Raw genomic sequence first — 20,853 nt, forward strand, 5'->3', positions numbered from 1 at the left:
GGGTGGGGTGGGCGGGGTCGCGGCGGTCTTCGACGACGAGGTAGTGGGGGGTGGTGCGGGGGTCGGCGACGAGGACGGCTTCGATCTCGGTGGGGAAGACGTTGACGCCGCGGATGACGAGCATGTCGTCGGTGCGGCCGAGGAGCTTGGACATGCGGCGCAGGGTGCGGGGGGAGCCGGGGACCGGGCCCGCGAGGGTGGCGGTGTCGCCGGTGCGGTAGCGCAGGAGGGGCATGCCGGTCTTGGTGAGGGTGGTGAACACCAGCTCGCCGGGGGTGCCGTCGGGGACGGGGTTGCCGTCGGGGTCGATGCACTCGACGTAGAAGTGGTCCTCGGCGACGTTGAGCATGCCCTCGGAGTCCAGCGACTCCGCCGCCACGCCGGGGCCGATGACCTCCGAGAGCCCGTAGATGTCGAGGGCGCGCACGCCCAGCAGGGCCTCGATCCGCTCGCGCATCTCGTGCGTCCAGGGCTCGGCGCCGAACAGCCCGACCCGCAGCGAGGTGGGCTCCAGGCCGCGCTCGGCCGCCAGCTCGCCCAGCCGGACGGCGAACGAGGGCGTGCAGGCCAGCACGTCGGGGCGCAGGTCGCGGATGAGCACCAGCTGCCGCTCGGCCATCCCGCCGGACACCGGCACCACCGTCGCCCCCAACCGCACGGCGCCGTGGTGCAGGCCCAACCCGCCGGTGAACAGGCCGTAGCCGTAGGCGTTGTGGATGACGCTGCCCCGCGTCGCCCCGGCGCCCACCAGCGCGCGGGCGACGACCTCCGCCCAGATCTCGACGTCGCGCGCCGTGTAGGGCACCAGCGTCGGCCTGCCCCCGGTGCCCGACGACCCGTGCACCACCACGACCTCGTCGGTGTCGGCGGCGCGCAGCCCGTACGGGTAGTGCTCCCACAGGTCGTGCTTGCGGACGGTGGCCAGCTTGTGCAGCTGGTCCAACCCCACGTCCTGCCCGCCGGTCACCCCGCAGTCCCGCAACCGCTCGGCCTGGATCCCGCCCGCGGCGAGCAACCGGTCGACGAGCCGCCGGAGCAGCCCCTCCTGCACCTCCCTCCGCGCCTCGACACCGACCCGCTCGGGACCCACCAGGGGGACAACGCTGTCCGTCATGACCTCCGGTCTACTCCCTCGGCCCTGACCTGGGAAGCCTCCGAAAGTGACCCCCCCGTTCCAGCCCTGGTGGGGGGATGTTGTAGCGTATGCGCAGCACGCCAGCGAGGGACACCGCGAGGATGACCTCCACGGAGTGCGACTGACCCGGGGCTGTGGCGCAGCTGGTAGCGCATCACACTGGCAGTGTGAGGGTCAGGGGTTCGAGTCCCCTCAGCTCCACCGGATCGGAAGGCGTTCCTCACCACGAGGGGCGCCTTTCGGCGTTTCCGGGGTCGGTGCGGTTGCGGGGTGGGTCGGCAGGTCGAGGGGCCTGGTCAGGGAGGGGTGGAGCTGTGGGGCGGGTGCGCAACCGGTGGGGTGAGGGGGAGCGGCTGCGGGGGGAGATCCTGGCCGGGGCTTCCCGGTTGCTGTCGGAGCTGGGGGGTGGGGACGGGCTGACGATCCGGGGGGTCGCGCGGGCGGTGGGGATCGCGCCGGCGAGCATCTACCAGCACTTCGTGGACCGGGAGGCGTTGCTGCGGGGATTGAGCGAGCACGAGTTCGGGCGGTTGCGGGAAGTCATGCGGGTGGCGGAGGAGGGGGCGGGGGACGCGGTGGGGCGGTTGCGGGCGCAGGTGCACGCGTACTGCGCCTTCGCGGTGGAGAACCCGGGGCACTACCGGTTGATGGTGGGGCACGGTGCGGTGCGGTCGGGGGCCGGTTCGGCGCCGGTGGGGCCGCTGATGGACGTGGTGGCCGGGTTGCGGGTGGGGTTCGAGCGGTGCGCCGAGGAGGGGCGGGCGTCGCGGGTGCCCGCCGAGCGGGCGGCGGTGATGTTGTTCGTGGGGGCGCACGGTCGCGTTGCGTTGCTGCACAGCAACCCGGGGGAGACGCGGCCGGAGGCCGTGGGGTCGTTCGTCGACGAGCTGGTGGACCTGCTCCTGGTGTAGCGGGTCACAGCGGGTTTCCCGGTTCTTCCCTTTCCTCCCAACGGGGTTGGGCCATCGCGGTGAACCGGGTGGTGGGTGTCCACGGGTTTGCCTAACATCTGTTCAGCAAGTACCCGAACGAACGTTTGGTAACTGTGCGTGGTACCCGAGGAGGTCCGGTGACCCAGGTCCAGCCCGAAGCCCCCACCTACCCGATGGCCCGGGACGGCCGCTGCCCGTTCGACCCGCCGCCGGGGTTGCGGGCGGCGGGGCCGGTGTCGCGGGTGCGGTTGTGGGACGGGAGCTCGCCGTGGGTGGTGACCCGCTACGCCGACGTGCGCGCGGTGCTGTCCGACCCGCGGTTCAGCGCCGACACCGACCGGCCCGGGTTCCCGCACACCAGCCCGGGGGTGGCGGCCCGGCGCGGGCGGGCGCGGTCGTTCATCAACATGGACGACCCGGAGCACGCCGCGCAGCGGCGGTTGCTCACCTCGGACTTCGTGGTGCGCAAGGTCGAGGCGATGCGGCCGCGGGTCCAGGAGGTCGTCGACGAGCTGATCGACGCGATGCTGGCCGGGCCCAAGCCGGTCGACCTGGTGGAGGCGTTCGCGCTGCCGCTGCCCTCACTGGTGATCTGCGAGCTGCTGGGCGTGCCCTACGCCGACCGCGCGTTCTTCCACCGGGCGGCCAGGACGATCGTCCGGCAGGACACCCCGCCCGAGGAGTCGGTGCGCGCCACCGAGGAGCTGCTGGCGTACCTGGGCGAGCTGGCCGACCGCAAGGTGGCCGAGCGCGGCGACGACGTGCTCAGCAGGCTGGTGCACGAGCAGCTGCTGCCCGGCGCGCTGACCCGCGAGCAGGTCGCGTCGATGGCGCTGCTGCTCCTGGTGGCCGGGCACGAGACGACCGCGAACATGATCGCGCTCGGCACCGCGGCGCTGTTCGAGCACCCGGACCAGCTGGCGCTGCTGCGCTCCGGCGCCGACCCGGCGGTCGTGGCGGGCGCGGTGGAGGAGCTGCTGCGCTACCTCACGATCGTCCACCTGGGACGCCGCAGGGTGGCGCTGGCCGACGTCGAGGTCGGCGGGGTCACCATCCGCGCGGGGGAGGGGGTCATCGCCGCCGCCGACGTGGCCAACCGGGACGGCGAGGCGTTCGCCGACCCCGACTCCCTGGACATCACCCGCAGGGCGCGCCACCATGTTGCCTTCGGGTACGGCGTGCACCAGTGCCTCGGCCAGCCCCTGGCCAGGGTCGAGATGCAGGTCGCGTTCGACGCCCTCTTCCGGCGCATCCCCGACCTCGCGCCGGTCGAGCCGGTCGAGCGGCTGCCGTTCAAGCACGACATGATCGTCTACGGGGTGCACGAGCTCCCCGTGACCTGGTGACCCCCCGGAAGGAGCCCAGCGTGAAGGTCGAGATCGACCAGGACAAGTGCATCGGTGCCGGTCAGTGCGTGGTCGCCGCGGGCGCGGTGTTCACCCAGCGGGACGAGGACGGCATCGTCGAGCTGCTGGTCGCCGACGTCCCGGCGGGCGAGGAGGAGGCCGTGCGCGAGGCCGAGATGGTGTGCCCGGCGGGCGCCATCGCCGTGCACGACTGACACCGCCACCGCGCCGCGCAGGGCGCTCCCGCACCGCGGGGGCGCCCTGCGCCGCGTGCGGGGGCCGATCATCCGATGAGCGCGCTGACCTGGCGATCGACGTCCGGACCAGCCAGTACCCGAAACACGCACGGCGGGCGTGCGCAGTACCGGGGATTTGTCACCGCCGCCCATAGCGCACCGAACGGGGTTCGGGCGATGCTCGGTGGGCCGGTCTTGTCGTCGGAGCCGAGGGGGCGGTCCATGGGCGTCGGCAGCGTCGACGGGGTCATCGGGACCGACCCGGGCGAGCGCGCCCCGGGGCGGGCCGCCGCGCTCGGCTCGATCGCCCTGCTGGGACTGGTCGGGCTCGTGGTGGCGGCGGGCATCGCCGTCGCGTTGACCGCGGGCGGCGCGGCCCCCGCGGTGCCGGGCCTGCCCGACCCGGGGATCGCCGTGCGCGCGGGGCTCCCGGCCGTGCGCGTGGCCACCGAGGTCGTCGCCGTGCTCACCGTCGGCGCCCTGCTCGCGGCCGCGGTCCTGGTGCCCGACGCGCACGACCGGCGCGTGGCGGCCACCTGGGCCGGTCGCGGCGCCGCGCTGTGGACGGTGCTCGCGCTGGCCATGGTCGTGCTGACGCTGGCCGACTCGACGGGGATGACGCTGCGGCAGGTGGCCGACGCGCGCAGGGTCGTCGACGGCGTGGGCACGTTCGAGGCGGCGACCGCGTGGCTGGCGATGGCCGCCGCCGCGGCGCTGATCGCGCTGTGGCAGCGCTTCGGCGTCGCCCCGATCGCCCTGCTCGCGCTGTCGGTCGTCGCGATCGCCCCCGCCGCGCTCACCGGGCACTCCTCGGCGGGGGTCGACCACGACTGGGCCGCCGACAGCCTGATGGCGCACATCGCCGCCGCCGCGGTGTGGGTGGGCGGGCTGCTCGCCGTGCTCGTCGTCGCCTGCGCGCGGCGCCCCTACGCCGTGGCCGCCATCGAGCTCTACTCCGCCATCGCCCTCGGCTGCTGGCTGGTCGTGGTGGGCACCGGGGTGGTCAACGCGTTCCTGCGCGTGCAGCCCGGCGACCTGCTCTCCACCCGCTACGGCGCCCTGCTGCTGGTGAAGACCGGCGCGGTGCTGCTGCTCGGCGGGCTGGGCTACCTGCACCGGGCGCGCACCATCCCGCGGCTGGCGGTCGGGCGGCGGGCGCCGTTCCTGCGGCTGGGCGCGGTCGAGGTGCTGCTCATGCTCCTCACCGTGGGCGTGGCGGTCGGCCTGGCCCGCTCGCCGGGCCCGCGCGCGGAGGCCGCCCCGGCCACGATGGCCGAGGGCATGCTCGGCTACGACCTGCCGGTGCGCCCCTCGGTGGGGCGGGTGCTCCTGGACTGGCGCCCCGACCTGGTGTTCAGCACCCTCGCCGTGGGGCTGGCGGTCTGGTACCTGGTCAAGGTGCGCGACCGGGCGTGGCCGTCCGGGCGGGTCACCTGCTGGCTGGTGGGGTGCCTGGTGCTGCTGGTGGCCACCTCCTCGGGGCTGGGCAAGTTCGAGCCCGCCGTGCTCAGCGCGCACGTCCTCGTGCAGGTGCTCGTCGGGTTCGCCGCCGCGGCGCTGCTGGCCAGGGGCAGGCCGCTGGAGCTGGCGGCGGTGCAGGTGCGCGGGTGGCCGCGGGCGTGGGTGGTGGCGCTGGTGTACGCGTTGCCGCTGGTGCTGCTCTACGGGGTGGGGCTGTACGCGGACGTGGCGGGGCAGCACTGGGCGCGGCAGCTGCTGCTGGCCTGGTCGCTGGCGGCGGGGTTCGCGCTGTTCTCCCAGCCGCGGCCCCGGCGCGGGCCGGTGCTGTTCGTGGCCGGGGTCTACCTGGGCTGCGGGGTGGCGCTGCTGACCCGTGACGACGTGCTCGGCCACGAGTTCGTCCACCACGCGGGGTTGGCGTGGCGGCACGACGGGTCCACCATCCAGACGGCGGCGGGCGTGGTGGCGGTGATCGCGGCGGTGGCGGTCGCGGTGTACGCGGGCAGCGTGGGCGAGGAGCGCGAGGCGGAGCTGCCCTGAGCTGTTTCTTGTGGAATCCTGCGCACCCCGCGTCCAGTCCATCATGTACTTCTGACAAAAAATCCGTACCGAGGCGCGTTCCCCCTGGTCAGACCGCTGGTGCGCAAGTCGGGGCGCGAACTGGTGCGGATGTGACAAGAGTTGGGTTTCGGTGAAGTTTCCGTTGCGTCGCGGGTGTGTGCTCTGCTATCAATTGGCGGCAACGCTGTGCGGTGGGTCACTCGCCGCGACGGGGACCGCAGGCGCGCCGCAGCGCCCGTCCCCGGGCTGCCCGCCCGCTGGCGCATTCGCCCGTGGTGCATTCGCCGTACCGTCAAACGTGAATTTCCGCCTCATTTCCCGAGTGCGGTCGGTCGGCAATTCCCGAGCACATCCCCCGCGCATCCGCCGCACAAAGGTCCGAGGTGGACCGTGCGCCCGGCGCGGCGTTCTTGTCACCAGCGCACAACTTCCCGGTCGCGGCCGGATCGGTTTTTGTCGCCTCCTCCCATCGCGGAATGGAGACCGGTCAACCACCTGGCATTTCTCGCCGCTGCGGTGGACTTCGTCGGCACAAGTTGTCCGGTCTGGTGAAGAACCCCAGGTCGGAGCGGTTGCGGCGGAGCGGCCGGAACTCGGGTACCGACGGTATGGAAACGGTGTTCGGTGTCCGACCCTGCTAACCGGGTGAGCGCCCAATCGTCGTCCGTGACAAGTTCTCCGTTATCGGAGGTCAAATACGCCCCGGTGCTTGCGGGGTTCTGTGGCTCTGGTTAGTCTCATCCACGGCGACTAACGGAGGGAATCCCCTGCTGGATCACCACCGGACGGAATGCTCGCCTACTCTCGGCCAAGCGGATCATTCCGCTTTGTCTCGTATCGACGTTGATACTCACAAGGAAGGATGACCGTGAACCCTCGCAAGGTCTCCAAGAAGCTGGTCACGGGTGTCGCCGTGACCGGTGCGGCCGGGCTGGTCGCCACCGGCCTGCTGCTGGGTTCTGGGTCCAGCTCCGCGGTGCCGGTGTCGCTGACCCTGAACTACAGCTGCCCGTTCCCCCTGATCGGCAACCAGGACATCAAGGCGGTCATCACCTCCGACCTGCCCGAGTCCGTCGCCGTCGGCCAGGCCACTGGCAAGATCGCCATCAAGGCCGTCACCACGGTCCCCGACACCGCCACCCAGGGCCTGACCCTGGTCGGCGCGAAGACCGTCGAGGGCTCGGCCTCGGCCTCCTCGACCGTCACCGCCCCCGGCATCACCCTGCCGGTGAACGTGCCGATCACCGTGCCGAAGACCGACGTCCCCGCCTCGGGCGCGTTCGACGTCACCGCCACCGGTGAGGCGCCCTCGCTGACCTTCAGCACCCCGGGCACCGCCAAGATCACCGTCGGCAACCTGAAGCTGACCCTGACCCCGAAGACCGCCGACGGCGCGGAGACGGGCCTGGGCACCTTCGACTCGGCGTGCACCCTGAAGGACGGGCAGAACAACACGCTGCACACCTTCACCATCACCGGTGGCGGCAGCACCACCACGCCGCCCACCACGCCGCCGACGACCCCGCCGACCACGCCGCCGACGACGCCGCCGACGACGCCGCCGACCACCCCGCCGACGACGCCCCCCACGACGCCGCCGACCACCCCGCCCACCACTCCCCCGACCACCCCGCCCAACCAGGGCGTGAAGGTCTCCTACGGGATCAAGGGCACCACCACCCTCAAGAACCTGGGTGGCACGCTCAACCTGAACGGCACCTTCGACGCGACCGCCGACCTGGCCGCGGGCAAGTACACCGGTGACCTCAAGCTCGACCCGACCAAGGGCTCGTTCAAGGTCTTCGGCTTCCTGCCCAGCGACGCGGACGTCAAGATCGTCCCGCTCGGCCAGCCCTCGGGCACCGTGGCCACCGGCAAGATCACCTTCAACGGCCAGATCAGCGTCGTGCTGAGCAAGCTCACCCTGTTCGGCATCCCGATCAGCCAGGGTGACACCTGCAAGACCACCGCGCCGACCAACCTGGCGCTGGCCTCGACCGGCACCTTCGACGTCCTCAAGGGCGGCAAGATCGCCGGCTCCTACGGCCTCCCGGGCGTCGACGGCTGCGGCTTCCTGACCCCGATCATCTCGGCCCTGGTCCAGGGCACCGGCAACACCATCGACCTGACCCTGACCGCCAAGACCGCCAAGTAACACCGGTCCTGGTCCGTCGAGTCAGCGAGAACCAGCGGTAACCAGCAGCGCCCCCGGCACCTGTGCCGGGGGCGCTGCGCTGTTGCGGGGAGCGGGGCCGGGCGCGCGCGCCCGGCCCCGCTCGTCGTCAGGCGGTGGTGAATCAGGTGGTGGTCACTCAGGTGGTGGCGAACTCGCCCAGCCGCGCCACGACCTCGGCGGGCGCGGGCATGCCCGCGACCTCGTCCGCGAGCACCTTGACCTTCCCGGCCACCTCGACGTCGGCCAGCAGCTCCCGGGCGGCGGCCGCGACGCCCTCCCGGGTCACCGCGTCCCCCTCCAGGGTGCGGCCCGCGCCGAAGCCGCTCACCGCGGCGGCGTTGGTGAACTGGTCGGCGCCCTGCGGCAGGAACAGCTGCGGAACCCCGGCGCCGATCGAGCCCAGCGTGGTCCCGCTGCCGCCGTGGTGCACCACCAGGTCCAGGTGCGGCAGCAGGTCGGCCTGCGGCACCCACGCCTCGACGGTGACGTTGGCGGGCGGGTCGCCCAGGTCGGCGGTCTCCACCGTCGGGCCCGCGGCGACCAGCACCCGCGCCCCGGTCGAGGCGAGCCCGTCGATGGCCGTGCGCAGCACCTCGTGGTCGCCGAAGGCGGTGCCCAGGGTCAGGTAGACCAGCGGCTGCTCGTGCGCGGTGACCCAAGCGGGCAGGTCACCGGGCTCGGCGAAGGGGACCGGGCGCAGCGGCAGGCGGTGCGGGGCCGCCAGCACCGACGGGGTCTGGATCGACGGCGGGTAGATGTCCAGGTACGGGTCGCCGGTGCCGGGGGACATGGCGTCGAAGTCGGTGTCGTCCCCGAGCAGCTTGCGGACGGTGGCGGTGAAGCCCTCGCGGAAGCCGAGCGCCAGCCGGTCGGCCTGCTCGGGGTCGAAGCCGCGGCCGAAGCCGTGGCAGACCGCCGGGAGTCCCGCCTTCTTCGCCGCCAGCCCGGCCCCGAGCGCGGCGGCCTCGTACACGACGAGGTCGGGGCGGTGGGACTCGAAGACGGCGCCGAGGTCGGCGAAGAAGCGCTCCGGCAGGATCTCGGTGAAGACCACGGCGGCGTTGCGCGCGGCCTGCTCCGGGCTGAGCTTGTGGTGGGCGCGCGGGTCGGCGGCGCCCGCGCCGGGGGTGCGCTCGGCCAGCACCGCGAAGCCGCCGCGGATGTCGAGGCCGACGTCGAGGACGTCGAAGCCGAGGGCCCGCAGCAGGGGGTGGAAGTCGGCCGCGGTCGCGTAGGTGACGTGGTGCCCGGCGTCGCGCGCGGCGATCGCCAGGGGCAGCAGGGGGTAGGTGTGCCCGTGTGAGGGCAGTGAGGAGAACAGGAGATCCACATCGCCCAATGTAGGCAGTTCGGTACGCGGCGTGCCCGCGAATTACCCGCATGTGTCCGGATTGTCTGGAAGGTCGAGGCGTGGTACCGGTCTCAGCGCGGGAATCCGAGGAAACTCGCCCCCTGGTGACGGATTCCAGCACGCCGACGACCTCGGCGGCTCCCCGTCTCGGCGTCGGCGAACTGGCCCCTGCCCCGCGGCGCCGGGGGTGTGGCGATGACCCCGGCGATGCGGTGAAGTCCACAGTGGACTTTTTCGACACGGGTGCGCGCCTCCCCTTGGAGCACAAGGCTTTCGCAGCGGTGCCGGGGTGAGGGTGGACCGGTCGCCCGCGGTCAGTGCTTGCGCAGCTGGTAGGAGCCCACGGTCGTCGCCACCACCGTGCCCCCGGTGTCGGTGAGCACCGCCTCCAGGGTGAACGGCGCCTTGCCGTGCTCCTCGGCCTCCGCCGCCACCCGCGCGATCGTGGCCTGGTCCAGCTCCGCGCGGGCCAGCACGTCGGAGCGGGCCGGGCGGCGGAAGTCGACCTTGAGGTCGCGCACCACCGGGTAGAACCGGCCGGTGTCGAAGCTGGGCAGGCACAGCGCCCCGCCCAGCACCTCCGCGACGGTGAACAGCACCCCCGCGTACATCGTGCCCAGGTGGTTGCCGTTGCCCTCCAGCGGCACCCGGCACACCGCCAGTCCGGGGCGCAGCTCCACCGCCGCCACGCCCATCCGGTGCGCGACCGGGATCAGCTGCGCCAGGCCCTCGTTGAACGCCTCCCGCACCTCACACCGCCAACGCGCGCAGCACCGGCGGCAGGTCGGCGGTGTCGCCCACCGGCCAGTCCCGGGGGTCGGCGCCCAGGTCCACGAGAGCGCGCACCTGGAGCACCGCCCACGGGGAGATCTCGGTGGACCCGTCGAGCACGCCCGCGGTGAACTCCCCCCAGTCGACCCACGCGCACTCGTCGACCTCGGCCGGGTTGGGCACCGGCTGGTCGTCGGTGCGCACGCGGAACACCGGGCAGATCTCGTTCTCCACGACGCCGTCGGGCATCACCGCGCGGTAGCGGAACCCCGGCAGCACCAGGTCGACGGCGTGGTCGCCGACCAGGCCCAGCTCGTCGGCCAGCCGCCTGCGCACGGCGTCCTCGGCGCGCTCGCCCTCGGCCGGGTGCCCGCAGCAGGAGTTGGTCCACACCGACGGCCAGGTCCGCTTCGACGCCGCCCGCCTGGTGAGCAGGAACCGACCGGCCCGGTCGAACACGTAGCTGGAGAACGCCAGGTGCAGGGGGGTGTCGGCGTGGTGGACCGCGTGCTTGTCCGCGAGGCCGATGTGGTTGCCGGTGTCGTCCAGCAGGACGACCTGTTCGCGCGTCACCACCACACCTTGCCGCCCGCCGGTCACCCTCGGCAACCGCTGGGGCCCGGTTCCGTCGATCACACCGCCGCCGCCCGGGTGCTCCCGGGCGGCGGCGGTGCGGTCAGAGCACGTGCGGCGCCTCGATGCCCAGCAGGCCCAGGCCCAAGGTGAGCACCCGGGAGGTGGCCGCGACCAGCGCCAACCGCGACGCGCGCAGCTCGGCGGGCACGTCCTCCTTGAGGATCGGGCAGGCGTCGTAGAAGGCGGTGAACGTGGTCGCCGCCTCGAACAGGTACGCGCAGAGCTTGTGCGGTGCGTAGCCGGCGACGGCGGCGTCGACCGCGGCGGGCAGCCGCACCAGCGCCAGCGCCAGCGCCCGCTCCTGCTCGGTGCCCAGCAGCACCTCGGTGGCCGGGTCCGGGGTGGTGCCGGACTTGGTGAGCACCGAGTGGCAGCGGGCGTTGGCGTACTGGAGGTAGACCGAGGTGTTGCCCTCGGTGGCCAGCATCCGCGACCAGGTGAAGACGTAGTCCTTCTCCCGGTCGTTGGACAGGTCGGCGTACTTGACCGCGCCGATGCCCACCGCGCGGGCCACCTCGGCCTGGGCGGCCGCGTCCTGCGCCGAGCGCTCGGCGACGATCTTGGCGGCGTTGTCCACCGCCTCGGCGAGCAGCTCGGCCAGCTTCACCGACCCGCCCGCCCGGGTGCGGATGGTCTTGCCGTCCTCGCCCAGGATCGAGCCGAAGCCGATGTGCACGGCGGTGTGCCCGTCGGTGAGGTAGCCCGCCTGCCTGCTCGCGGCGAACACCATGGCGAAGTGCTGGGCCTGCGGGGTGCCCACGACGTAGAGCAGGTCGGTCATGCCCCGCTCGCCCGCCCAGTAGCGCACGGTGGCCAGGTCGGTGGCCGCGTAGCCGTAGCCGCCGTCGGACTTGCGCACGATCAGCGGCAGCGGCTCGCCCTCGCGGTTGGTGAACCCGGGCGGGAACACGCACACCGCCCCGTCGCTGACCCGGGTGAGGCCCTTGCCCTCCAGGTCGCTGACGGTGTCGTCGAGCAGCGGGTTGTAGAAGCTCTCGCCGTAGAGGTCGTCGCGGGTGAGCTGGATGCCCAGGGTGGCGTAGACCCCCTCGAAGTGCCGGGTGCTCTCGTCCACCAGCTGCTGCCACAGCGCCAGGGTCGGCTCGTCGCCGGACTGCAACCGCACCACCCGCGCCCTGGCGCGGTCGGCGAAGGCCGGGTCGGCGTCGAACTTGACCCGCGCGGCCTGGTAGAAGCCGTTGAGGTCGCTGATCGTGTGCCCGCCGCCGGGGGTCCAGCCCTCGTCCACCAGGTGCTCGATGAGCATGCCGAACGGGGTGCCCCAGTCGCCCAGGTGGTTGTGCGGGGTGACCTCGTGGCCCGCGAACCGCAGCAGCCGCAGCACCGCGTCACCGATGATCGACGAGCGCAGGTGCCCGACGTGCATCTCCTTGGCCACGTTCGGGCTGGAGTAGTCCAGGGCGAACCGGCGCGGCTCGGCGGCGCTGTCCACGCCCAGCCGGTCGTCGGCCAGCAGGGCGGCCGCGCGGGCGGCGAGCCAGCCGTCGCTCAGCTTGAGGTTGACGAACCCCGGCCCGGCCACCTCGGTGCCCGCGACCAGGTCGGCGGAGTCGAGGTTGTCCACGATGGCCTGGGCCACCTGGCGCGGCGGCGTGCCCAGCTTCTTGGCCAGCGCCATCGCGGCGTTGCACTGGTAGTCCGCGCCCGGTCGGGTCGAGGGTCGGATCACGGCCTCGGCCGGGGTGATCTCCACGCCCAGGCCGCGGCGCAGCGCTCCGGCCACCCGCGCACCCAGCTCCACCCCGACATCGCCGTACGCCATTCCCGTCACCTCGTGATTCGGCGGTCCAACCAACAGGCCACCCAGTATCCCGGGGCGCGTCCACCGCATTCCGGTCGGGGCGGCGCGGACGTCCCGGGAGGGTGGAGGGGAAAGCTGGAGCAGGCGGGCGAGGCCCGGGGGACGTGGCGCGGCGGTGGCGCGCACGAGGCACGCCACCGCCGCCGCAGGCGCGCTCCGCCGGGGACGCGGGGCAGGCAGGGGAGTCCGCGGGGCGCCTGGGACGTGGCGCCCGCGCGGTCGGCCCGGTCCCGGGGGTTCGCGCGACCTGGTCAGTATCGGCGCCGCCGCGCACGCCGCACAAGGCGTCCGACTAGTCCGTTTTTCCCACCCGTTCCCAGCTGCCCGTGGCCCGCGGGCCCGGCCGGGCGCTCAGGGCAGGTCGAGGTCGCGCTCGACCTCGGCCAACTCCGCCGCGCTGCCCTGCACCTTGGGCCCGGTGAACCACTTGCGCGCGGAGAGCACCCACCACAGCGCGGCGCCGCCCAGCACGACCAGGAACGCGATCGGGGTGTAGTTGAACGAGTCGACGGTGATGGGGGAGGCCTGCGGGAGCATGAACAGCACGAAGATCAGCGCCACCCACACCGTCGCCACCACGCCGATCGGCGTGCCCCACCGCCCCAGGTGCCAGGGCCCGCGCTCGAACCGGTCGCCCTGGCGCACCCGCAGGAAGATCGGGATGACGTAGGCGGTGTAGAGGCCCACCACCGCGATCGAGGTGACCGCGGCGTAGGCCGTCGCGCTCCACAGGTACGGCACCGCCAGGACGAACGCGCCGACCGCCGCCAGCCACACCGAGTTCGTGGGCGTGCGGGTGCGCTTGTTGATCGAGTGCCACCACCGCGACCCGGGGATGGCCCCGTCGCGGGCGAAGGCGTAGATCATCCGGGAGTTGCCGGTGACCGCGGCCATGCCGCAGAACAGCTGCGCGCCGATGGCGATGAGCAGCAGCAGCTTGCCGCCGGTGGCGCCCACCGCGTCGATGAAGATCTGCGCGGGCGGCACCCCGGTCGCCGAGCCCACCGCGCCGTCGTAGTCCTGGATGGCGAAGGTGAGCCCGATCAGCAGCACCCAGCCCGCCGCCAGCGACACCAGGATCGAGTTGACGATGCCCCGGGGACCCGAGCGGGCGGCGTCGCGGGTCTCCTCGGTCATGTGCGCCGAGGCGTCGTAGCCGGTGAGGGTGTACTGGGCGAGCAGCAGCCCGAGCAGGAACACGTACACCGGCGAGGCCCAGCCGGTCGCGTTGGCGAAGTGGCCGAAGACGAACGAGGCGCTCTGGTGGCGGTCGGGCACCACCACGAGCGCGCCGACGATCACCAGCACGCCCACCAGGTGCCACCACACGCTGACGCTGTTGAGCACGGCGACCACGCGCACGCCGAAGGTGTTGAGCAGCCCGTGCACGGCGAGGATGACCGCCAGCAGCAGGATGGTGTGCCCGGGGGTGGCCGCGAAGCCGAACTGGAGGTCGAGGAAGGCGTTGAGGAACAGCGCGGCGCCGAAGTCGATGCCCGCGGTGACCGCGACCTGGCCGACGAGGTTGAACCACCCGGTGAACCACGCCCACGCCGGGCCGTTGCGCGGGGCCAGCTTGGCCGCCCAGTAGTACAACCCGCCCGCGGTGGGGTAGCTGGAGCACACCTCGGCCATGCCCAGGCCCACCAGCACGACGAACACGCCCACCAGCGGCCAGCCCCAGACCATCGCCACCGGTCCGCCGGTCTTCATCCCGAACCCGTAGAGGGTCAGGCACCCGGAGAGCACCGAGATGATCGTGAACGACACCGCGAAGTTGCTGAACGCCGACATCGAGCGGCGCAGCTCCTGGGCGTACCCGAGCTTGTGCAGCCGGGCCTCGTCCTCGTCGACCGGTGTGCCGTGCGAACCTGCTGCCACGGGTGCCCCCAATGGGTCGTGGGTGGTCCATACCGGGAGCCGACAGTGTCGGATCGCTCCACCGGACAGGTCAAGCACCGTTCGGCGTAACCGGTACCACCCCACCTGCGGCTTGCGGGTGCGCCGGTGGCTCCCGCAGGATGCCCAGGGGCACGGCAATGGACCAGCCAGCGGACCTTAGGGGGCGCCATGGGCAGCACGGCACCGCTCACCGTCGAGCGCCTGCGCGAGCTGGTGGACCGCGGCGAGGTCGACACCGTGCTGGTCGCCGCCACCGACATGCAGGGCCGGTTGCAGGGCAAGCGGTGCGCCGCGCGCTACTTCCTCGACGAGGTCCTGGCGCACGCCACCGAGGCGTGCGACTACCTGCTCGCGGTGGACGTGGAGATGAACACCGTCAGCGGCTACCGCTCGTCGTCCTGGGAGGCGGGCTACGGCGACTTCGTGCTGCGCCCCGACCTGGCGACCCTGCGCCTGCTGCCGTGGCTGCCCGGCACCGCGCTGGTGCTCTGCGACCTGGAGCTGGTCGCGGGCGGCCCGGTCGCGGTCTCGCCGCGGCAGGTGCTGCGCGGGCAGCTCGACCGCCTCGCCGAGCGCGACCTCGTGGCCTACGTGGGCACCGAGCTGGAGTTCCTGCTCTTCGACGACACCTACGAGCAGGCCTGGGACAAGCGCTACCAGGGCCTGGTGCCGTCCAACCAGTACAACGTGGACTACTCGCTGCTGGGCACCGGCCGGGTGGAACCGGTGCTGCGGGCGATCCGGCTGGGCATGGAGGGCGCCGGGCTGTACGTGGAGTCGGCCAAGGGCGAGTGCAACCTCGGCCAGCACGAGATCGCCTTCAAGTACACCGACGCGCTGTCCACCTGCGACAACCACTCGGTGTACAAGACCGGGGCCAAGGAGATCGCCGCCGCGCACGGCAGATCGCTGACCTTCATGGCCAAGTACGACCAGCGCGAGGGCAACTCCTGCCACATCCACCTCAGCTTCCGCGGCACCGACGGCACCCCGGTGATGGCCGGGGACGGCCCGCACGGGTTCTCCCCGCTGATGGAGCACTTCATCGCCGGGCAGCTGGCCTGCCTGCGCGAGCTGACGTACTTCCTGGCGCCGAACATCAACTCCTACAAGCGGTTCGCGGCGGGGTCGTTCGCGCCGACGGCGGTGGCGTGGGGCGTCGACAACCGCACGTGCGCGCTGCGGGCGGTGGGCCGCGGCCCGTCGCTGCGGCTGGAGAACCGGGTGCCCGGCGGCGACGTCAACCAGTACCTCGCCGTGGCCGCGCTCATCGCCGCGGGCCTGCACGGCATCGACGAGGAGCTGCCGCTGGAGGAGGCGTTCACCGGCAACGCCTACGCCTCCGACCGGCCCACCGTCCCGCGCACCCTGCGCGACGCGGCGTCGTTGCTCTCCGGCAGCGCCGTGGCGCGCGGGGCGTTCGGCGACGAGGTCGTCGAGCACTACCTCAACGCGGCACGGGTGGAGCAGGCCGCCTTCGACGCGGCCGTGACCGACTGGGAGCGCACCCGTGGCTTCGAGCGGCTCTGACCGGACCCCCGTCATCGGGGTCACCACGTACCTGGAGCACTCCGCGTTCGGCATCTGGGAGGCCGAGGCCGCGGTGCTGCACCGGGTCTACGTCGACTCGGTGCGCGCGGCGGGCGGCAACGCGGTGCTGCTGCCGCCGCTGGGCGACTGGCGCGCGGAGAACGTCGAGTGGCTCGACGGGCTGGTGCTCTCCGGCGGCGCCGACATCGACCCGGCCCGCTACGGCCAGGAGCCGCACCCGACCACCGGAACCCCGCAGCCCGACCGCGACGACGCCGAGTTCGCCCTCGCCGCCGCCGCGCTGGAGCTCGACGTGCCGCTGCTGGCGGTGTGCCGGGGCATGCAGGTGCTCAACATCGCCCTGGGCGGCACGCTGCACCAGCACACCCCCGAGGTCGTCGGCACCACCGACCACCAGCCGCAGGTCGCCACGTTCGGCAAGACCCAGCTGACCACCACCCCCGGCTCGGTGATCGCGGGCATCCTCGGCGAGACCGCGCCCGTGCTGTGCCACCACCACCAGTCCGTCGACCGGCTGGGCCGGGGGCTGACCGCCACCGCCACCGCCGCGGACGGCACCACCGAGGCGGTGGAGCTGGCGGGCCGCTCGTTCGTCGTCGGCGTGCAGTCCCACCCCGAGCAGAACAGCGCGGACGGCAGGCTGTTCGGCGCCCTGGTCGACGCCGCGGCCGCGCACGCCCGCCGCCACCGCAGGAGGAGGACCCGGTGACCACCCTGGACGTGCTCGACCCGTCGACCGGGGAGCTGCTGCGGCGGGTGGAGGCGGCGGGCACCGACGAGACCGACGCCGCCATCGCCCGAGCGCACGCGGCGTTCCCGGCCTGGCGCGCGGTCGCCCCCGCCGACCGGGCCCGGCTGCTGCGCCGCTTCGCCGACGCCGTCGACGGCGCGCTGGAGGAGCTGGCCGCGCTGGAGGTCGCCAACGCCGGGCACACCATCGGCAACGCCCGCTGGGAGGCGGGCAACGTCCGCGACGTGCTCGCCTACTACTCCGCCACCCCCGAGCGGCTCACCGGCAGGCAGATCCCGGTGCCGGGCGGGGTCAACCTGACCTTCCACGAGCCGCTGGGCGTGGTCGGGGTGATCGTGCCGTGGAACTTCCCCCTGCCCATCGCGGGCTGGGGGCTCGCGCCCGCCCTCGCCGCGGGCAACACCGTCGTGCTCAAGCCCGCCGAGCTCACCCCGCTGACCGCGCTGCGCCTGCGCGAGCTGGCCCTGGAGGCGGGCATCCCGGAGGACGTGCTCCAGGTGCTGCCCGGCGAGGGCCCGGTGGTGGGGGAGCGGTTCGTCACGCACCCGCTGGTCCGCAAGGTGGTGTTCACCGGGTCCACGGCCGTGGGCAAGCGGATCATGGCGGGCTGCGCGGCGCAGGTGAAGCGGTTCACCCTGGAGCTGGGCGGCAACAACGCCAACATCGTCTTCGCCGACGCCGACGTGGCCAAGGCCGCCGCCACCGCCCCCTACGCGGTGTTCGACAACGCGGGCCAGGACTGCTGCGCGCGCTCGCGCATCCTCGTCGAGCGCCCCGCCTACGACGAGTTCATGGCCGGGCTGGAGCAGGCGGTGCGCGGGGTGGTGGTGGGCGCCCCCGGCGACGAGGCCACCGAGATGGGGCCGCTGATCTCCGCCGCGCACCTGGCCAAGGTGTCCTCCTACGTCGACGACGCCGACGTCGCCTTCCGCGGCAGCGCCCCCACCGGACCCGGGTTCTGGTTCCCGCCGACCGTGCTCGACGTGCCCGCCGACCACCGCGCGGTCACCGACGAGGTGTTCGGCCCGGTGGTCGCCGTGCTGCCCTTCGACGACGAGGCGGACGCGGTGCGGCTGGCCAACGACACCGACTACGGGCTCTCGGGCTCCATCTGGACCCGCGACCTGGGCCGCGCGCTGCGGGTGTCGCGGGCGGTGGAGGCGGGCAACCTCTCGGTCAACTCGCACTCGTCGGTGCGCTACTGGACGCCGTTCGGCGGGTTCAAGCAGTCCGGCTTCGGCCGCGAGCTGGGCCCGGACGCCCCGCACGGGTTCACCGAGGTCAAGAACGTGTTCCTCAGCCAGGACTGACACCTGGCGCACACCCCGCGCCGCGCGGCGCGGGGGTCGGCGCGGATGCGAGGAGGGTGCTGTGGAGCGGCTGCGCGACAGGGTCGCCGTGGTCACCGGCGGGGCCAGCGGGATCGGGCTGGCCTCGGTCAAGCGGTTGGCCGCCGAGGGGGCCAGGGTCGTGGTCGCCGACATCGACCCCGACTCCGGCGGGGCCGCCGCGGGGGAGGTGGACGGGCTGTTCGTGCGCACCGACGTCACCAGCGAGGACGACGTGCGCGCGCTGTTCCAGACCGCGGTGGACACCTTCGGGTCGGTGGACGTGGCGTTCAACAACGCGGGCATCTCGCCGCCGGACGACGACTCGATCCTGACCACCGGCATCGAGGCGTGGGAGCGGGTGCAGCGGGTCAACCTCACCTCGGTGTACCTGTGCTCGAAGTACGCCATCGAGCACATGCGGGCCCGGCGCCGGGGCTCGGTGATCAACACGGCCTCGTTCGTGGCGGTGATGGGCGCGGCCACCTCGCAGATCTCCTACACCGCGTCCAAGGGCGGGGTGCTGGCGATGAGCCGGGAGCTGGGGGTGCAGTTCGCCCGCGAGGGCATCCGGGTGAACGCGCTGTGCCCGGGGCCGGTGAACACCCCGCTGCTGCGCGAGCTGTTCGCCAAGGACCCCGAGCGCGCCGCCCGGCGGCTGGTGCACATCCCGCTGGGCCGCTTCGCCGAGCCGGAGGAGATCGCCGCCGCGGTGGCGTTCCTGGCCAGCGACGACTCGTCGTTCATGACCGCGTCCCAGTTCCTCGTCGACGGCGGCATCTCCGGCGCCTATGTCACCCCCCTCTGAGCCCGGCGCCGACCCCCTCCTCGACGCGTTCCTGCGCCCGGCGCGCACCGGCAACGCGTTCGAGGAGGCGGTCGAGCGGATGCTCCAGGCGATCCGGTTGGGCGTGGTGCCCCCGGGCGCCCGGCTGCCCGCTGAGCGCGACCTCGCCGCCCGGCTGGGGGTGAGCAGGGTGACCCTGCGCGAGGCGCTGCGCGCCCTGCAGGAGGCCGGGTACGTCGAGTCCCGCCGCGGCCGCTACGGCGGCACCTTCGTCCGCCCCGACCCGCCCGCCCCGGGGGCCACCGCGCTGCCCACCGACCTGGCGGCGGAGTTGGAGGACACGCTCACCCTGCGCGCGGTCCTGGAGACCGGCGCCGCGGGCACCGCGGCGGGCCGCGCCCTGTCCCCGCGCCTGCGCCGCCACCTGCGCGCCCGCCTCCAGCACTGCACCGGCGCCGACCCCGCCGACTACCGCCGCCGCGACTCCCGCCTGCACCTGGCCATCGCCGAGGCCACCGCCTCCCCGTCGCTGACCGACGCGGTGGCGGGCGTGCGCGCCCGGCTCAACGCCCTGCTCGACGCCATCCCCCTCATCCCGCAGAACATCGAGCACTCCGACGAGCAGCACGCCGCGATCATCACCGCCATCCTCGACGGCGACCCCCCGGCGGCGCGGGCCGCGATGTCCGAACACCTGTCAGGAACCGCGTCCCTGCTCCGGGGTTTCCTGTCATGATCCCCACTGCGCACCGTGCGCGCGCCCGGTCTCACACCACTCGAACGGTCCGGTGACCTATCGTCTTAGGGTGAATCGTCCGACCAACCGCGACGACAGGGGGTGGCGAGGTGGCACACGACGCAGGTCGTCGCACGTCCCACGGTCCCCCGCCCCGCACGAGACCGGACCCCCAGCAGCCGCCTGCCGACCCGCACTGGGTCGACTACACCCCTGAACCAGGCCCAACTGCGGAGAGCGACCACTCGCCCCGCAACGGCGCACCGCCGCCGAACGGCCACCCCGCCGCGAACGGCGCGTCGCCTGAGGCCGCGCGGAACGGCCACTTCCCGGTCAACGGGACTCCTCCACCGAATACCGCGCGGAACGGCCACTTCTCCGCGAATGGTGCCCCGCCGGACGCCACGCGCAACGGCCATCTCCCAGTTGATGGTGCGCAGAGTGGGCGTTTTCCCGGCAACGGCGCTTCGCCTGGTGTTGCGCGGAACGGCCACGTCCCCGTGAACGGTGCCGCGCCCCATGGCGCACGGGGCGGGAACCTCCCCGTCGAGGGGACTCCTTCGCCCGGTGCCGCGACCAGTGGTCGCTTCCCCACCAATGGTGGTCCTCGACCGTCCGCCAACGGCCATCCCGATGCCGCGTCCTGGCCCGGTGCCTCCCACCCGGGAACGGCCCCCGGTGCGGCGCCGCGCAGCGGGGCGCTCCCCGCTCCCGGGGGAGTGGACCAGCCCGGACCGCCGCGCCGCGCGCACACCAGCCACCCCGGCACGGCCCAGCCCCCGCGTCCCGGCCGGCCTCCGCTCGGCGGTCCGGGGGGTCCTCCTGCGCCGGTTGACGAGTACGGCACCCCGTCGCGACCCGATCAGCCGCAGGGCTCGACCAACGCCCGCCCGGAGGCGTCGCCACCGCCGGTGAACGGCCGCGGTGTTCCCCCACGCCCGGAGCCACCGCAGCGTGCCCCCGGCCGACCCGACGCGCTCTCAGGCGAACTCCAGCGCCCGCTCAACGGCGACGGCGGTCGCGTCCAGCCACCCGCTGACGGCCCCGGCGCCCCCCAGCGCCCGCACGACGGCCGCCCGACCGGCCCGGGGAGCCCCACCGGGGAGCACCCCACCGCAGGCGGCAGGCGCCGCCGAGCCGACGACGCCCCACCCCCGCCCGCGCCACCCCGCCCCGGCGGCAGGCGGCGGCGCCGCGACCCCGAGGACGACGGGTCCACCGCGGACCTCCCCACCGAGATCACCAGGCCGGACGGCGGCCTCCCGGTGCCCGGCGCGGGCTGGGAGCAGCAGATCGGCTCCCTGCGCGGGGACCCCGCAACCGCCCCCCGGCTCCCAGCCCGCGCCGGGCACCGGGAGGCCGCCGTCCGGC

General features: G+C 73.5%; 16 protein-coding genes, 1 tRNA gene and 2 pseudogenes. 12 read left to right on the forward strand and 7 right to left on the reverse strand.

Annotation, left to right across the window (positions count from 1 at the left end):
- Positions 1-1,114: phenylacetate--CoA ligase family protein (locus BJP25_RS30780; RefSeq protein WP_075978595.1), on the reverse strand; the 1,114-nt coding region annotated here is incomplete at its 3' end.
- Between the two features lie 149 nt (positions 1,115-1,263).
- Here BJP25_RS30780 and BJP25_RS30785 point away from each other — a divergent pair.
- The 7 genes and pseudogenes from BJP25_RS30785 (at position 1,264) to BJP25_RS36600 (ending at position 7,435) form a co-directional block, all read left to right on the forward strand.
- Positions 1,264-1,336, forward strand: a tRNA-Ala gene (locus tag BJP25_RS30785).
- A gap of 122 nt (positions 1,337-1,458) precedes the next feature.
- Positions 1,459-2,046: a TetR/AcrR family transcriptional regulator gene (locus BJP25_RS30790; RefSeq protein WP_233158364.1), complete on the forward strand. Its 588-nt coding sequence runs from the start codon at positions 1,459-1,461 to the stop codon at positions 2,044-2,046.
- A 194-nt stretch (positions 2,047-2,240) separates the two neighbouring features.
- A complete protein-coding gene (locus BJP25_RS30795; protein WP_075978597.1) occupies positions 2,241-3,413 on the forward strand; it encodes a cytochrome P450 in 1,173 nt (390 codons plus the stop codon).
- Positions 3,414-3,433: 20 nt separating this feature from the next.
- Entirely contained in the window at positions 3,434-3,628 is a 195-nt protein-coding gene (locus tag BJP25_RS30800; protein WP_075978583.1) for a ferredoxin, read from the forward strand.
- Between the two features lie 243 nt (positions 3,629-3,871).
- Positions 3,872-5,650: a CopD family protein gene (locus BJP25_RS30805; protein WP_075978584.1), complete on the forward strand. Its 1,779-nt coding sequence runs from the start codon at positions 3,872-3,874 to the stop codon at positions 5,648-5,650.
- 883 nt (positions 5,651-6,533) lie between these two features.
- Positions 6,534-7,121, forward strand: a pseudogene (locus BJP25_RS36595) (DUF6801 domain-containing protein); the annotation flags it as partial.
- Entirely contained in the window at positions 7,097-7,435 is a 339-nt protein-coding gene (locus BJP25_RS36600; protein ID WP_408607241.1) for a hypothetical protein, read from the forward strand. The pseudogene BJP25_RS36595 and the gene BJP25_RS36600, both read left to right, overlap by 25 nt.
- A 548-nt stretch (positions 7,436-7,983) precedes the next feature.
- Here the strand turns inward: BJP25_RS36600 and BJP25_RS30815 are convergent.
- From BJP25_RS30815 to BJP25_RS30835, 5 genes are all read right to left on the reverse strand, one after another.
- A complete protein-coding gene (locus BJP25_RS30815; protein ID WP_075978585.1) occupies positions 7,984-9,177 on the reverse strand; it encodes a glycosyltransferase in 1,194 nt (397 codons plus the stop codon).
- A gap of 335 nt (positions 9,178-9,512) precedes the next feature.
- Positions 9,513-9,947, reverse strand: coding sequence for a PaaI family thioesterase (locus BJP25_RS30820; protein WP_075978586.1), 435 nt, complete (start codon positions 9,945-9,947; stop codon positions 9,513-9,515).
- Between the two features lies 1 nt (position 9,948).
- Positions 9,949-10,542 (reverse strand): isopentenyl-diphosphate Delta-isomerase, encoded by a 594-nt coding sequence (gene idi, locus BJP25_RS30825; RefSeq protein WP_075978587.1) that lies wholly within the window; start codon positions 10,540-10,542, stop codon positions 9,949-9,951.
- A 103-nt stretch (positions 10,543-10,645) separates the two neighbouring features.
- Positions 10,646-12,388, reverse strand: coding sequence for an arginine--tRNA ligase (gene argS / locus BJP25_RS30830; RefSeq protein WP_075978588.1), 1,743 nt, complete (start codon positions 12,386-12,388; stop codon positions 10,646-10,648).
- Between the two features lie 390 nt (positions 12,389-12,778).
- The gene (locus BJP25_RS30835; RefSeq protein WP_084794803.1) at positions 12,779-14,221 is read right to left on the reverse strand and encodes an amino acid permease; all 1,443 of its coding nucleotides are present in this window, start codon (positions 14,219-14,221) and stop codon (positions 12,779-12,781) included.
- 276 nt (positions 14,222-14,497) lie between these two features.
- Between BJP25_RS30835 and BJP25_RS30840 the strand changes: the two genes are divergently transcribed.
- From BJP25_RS30840 to BJP25_RS30860, 5 genes are all read left to right on the forward strand, one after another.
- Complete coding sequence (locus tag BJP25_RS30840; protein ID WP_075978590.1) at positions 14,498-15,859, forward strand: glutamine synthetase family protein; 1,362 nt, start codon at positions 14,498-14,500, stop codon at positions 15,857-15,859.
- Complete coding sequence (locus tag BJP25_RS30845; protein ID WP_075978591.1) at positions 15,840-16,589, forward strand: gamma-glutamyl-gamma-aminobutyrate hydrolase family protein; 750 nt, start codon at positions 15,840-15,842, stop codon at positions 16,587-16,589. Before BJP25_RS30840 ends, BJP25_RS30845 begins: the two co-directional genes overlap by 20 nt.
- Positions 16,586-17,941 carry an aldehyde dehydrogenase family protein gene (locus tag BJP25_RS30850; RefSeq protein WP_075978592.1) on the forward strand — a complete coding sequence of 452 codons (1,356 nt, stop codon included), beginning with the start codon at positions 16,586-16,588 and terminating at the stop codon, positions 17,939-17,941. The genes BJP25_RS30845 and BJP25_RS30850 overlap by 4 nt, the downstream gene beginning before the upstream one ends.
- Before the next feature lie 61 nt (positions 17,942-18,002).
- A complete protein-coding gene (locus BJP25_RS30855; protein ID WP_075978593.1) occupies positions 18,003-18,767 on the forward strand; it encodes a 3-oxoacyl-ACP reductase in 765 nt (254 codons plus the stop codon).
- Complete coding sequence (locus BJP25_RS30860) at positions 18,751-19,482, forward strand: FadR/GntR family transcriptional regulator (RefSeq protein WP_075978594.1); 732 nt, start codon at positions 18,751-18,753, stop codon at positions 19,480-19,482. Before BJP25_RS30855 ends, BJP25_RS30860 begins: the two co-directional genes overlap by 17 nt.
- A gap of 980 nt (positions 19,483-20,462) precedes the next feature.
- On the opposite strand, the pseudogene BJP25_RS36010 reads toward BJP25_RS30860, so the two are convergent.
- Positions 20,463-20,853: pseudogene (locus BJP25_RS36010) on the reverse strand (hypothetical protein); the annotation flags it as partial.

The organism is Actinokineospora bangkokensis (assembly GCF_001940455.1).
GTDB lineage: Bacteria > Actinomycetota > Actinomycetes > Mycobacteriales > Pseudonocardiaceae > Actinokineospora > Actinokineospora bangkokensis.

Excerpts from the sequence above, each read along its gene's own strand:
- BJP25_RS30795 (WP_075978597.1), top strand. The coding sequence starts at position 2,241 with ATGGCCCGGGACGGCCGCTGCCCGTTCGACCCGCCGCCGGGGTTGCGG.
- BJP25_RS30805 (WP_075978584.1), top strand. The coding sequence starts at position 3,872 with ATGGGCGTCGGCAGCGTCGACGGGGTCATCGGGACCGACCCGGGCGAG.
- argS (WP_075978588.1), bottom strand. The coding sequence starts at position 12,388 with ATGGCGTACGGCGATGTCGGGGTGGAGCTGGGTGCGCGGGTGGCCGGA.
- BJP25_RS30835 (WP_084794803.1), bottom strand. The coding sequence starts at position 14,221 with ATGTCGGCGTTCAGCAACTTCGCGGTGTCGTTCACGATCATCTCGGTG.
- BJP25_RS30840 (WP_075978590.1), top strand. The coding sequence starts at position 14,498 with ATGGGCAGCACGGCACCGCTCACCGTCGAGCGCCTGCGCGAGCTGGTG.
- BJP25_RS30860 (WP_075978594.1), top strand. The coding sequence starts at position 18,751 with ATGTCACCCCCCTCTGAGCCCGGCGCCGACCCCCTCCTCGACGCGTTC.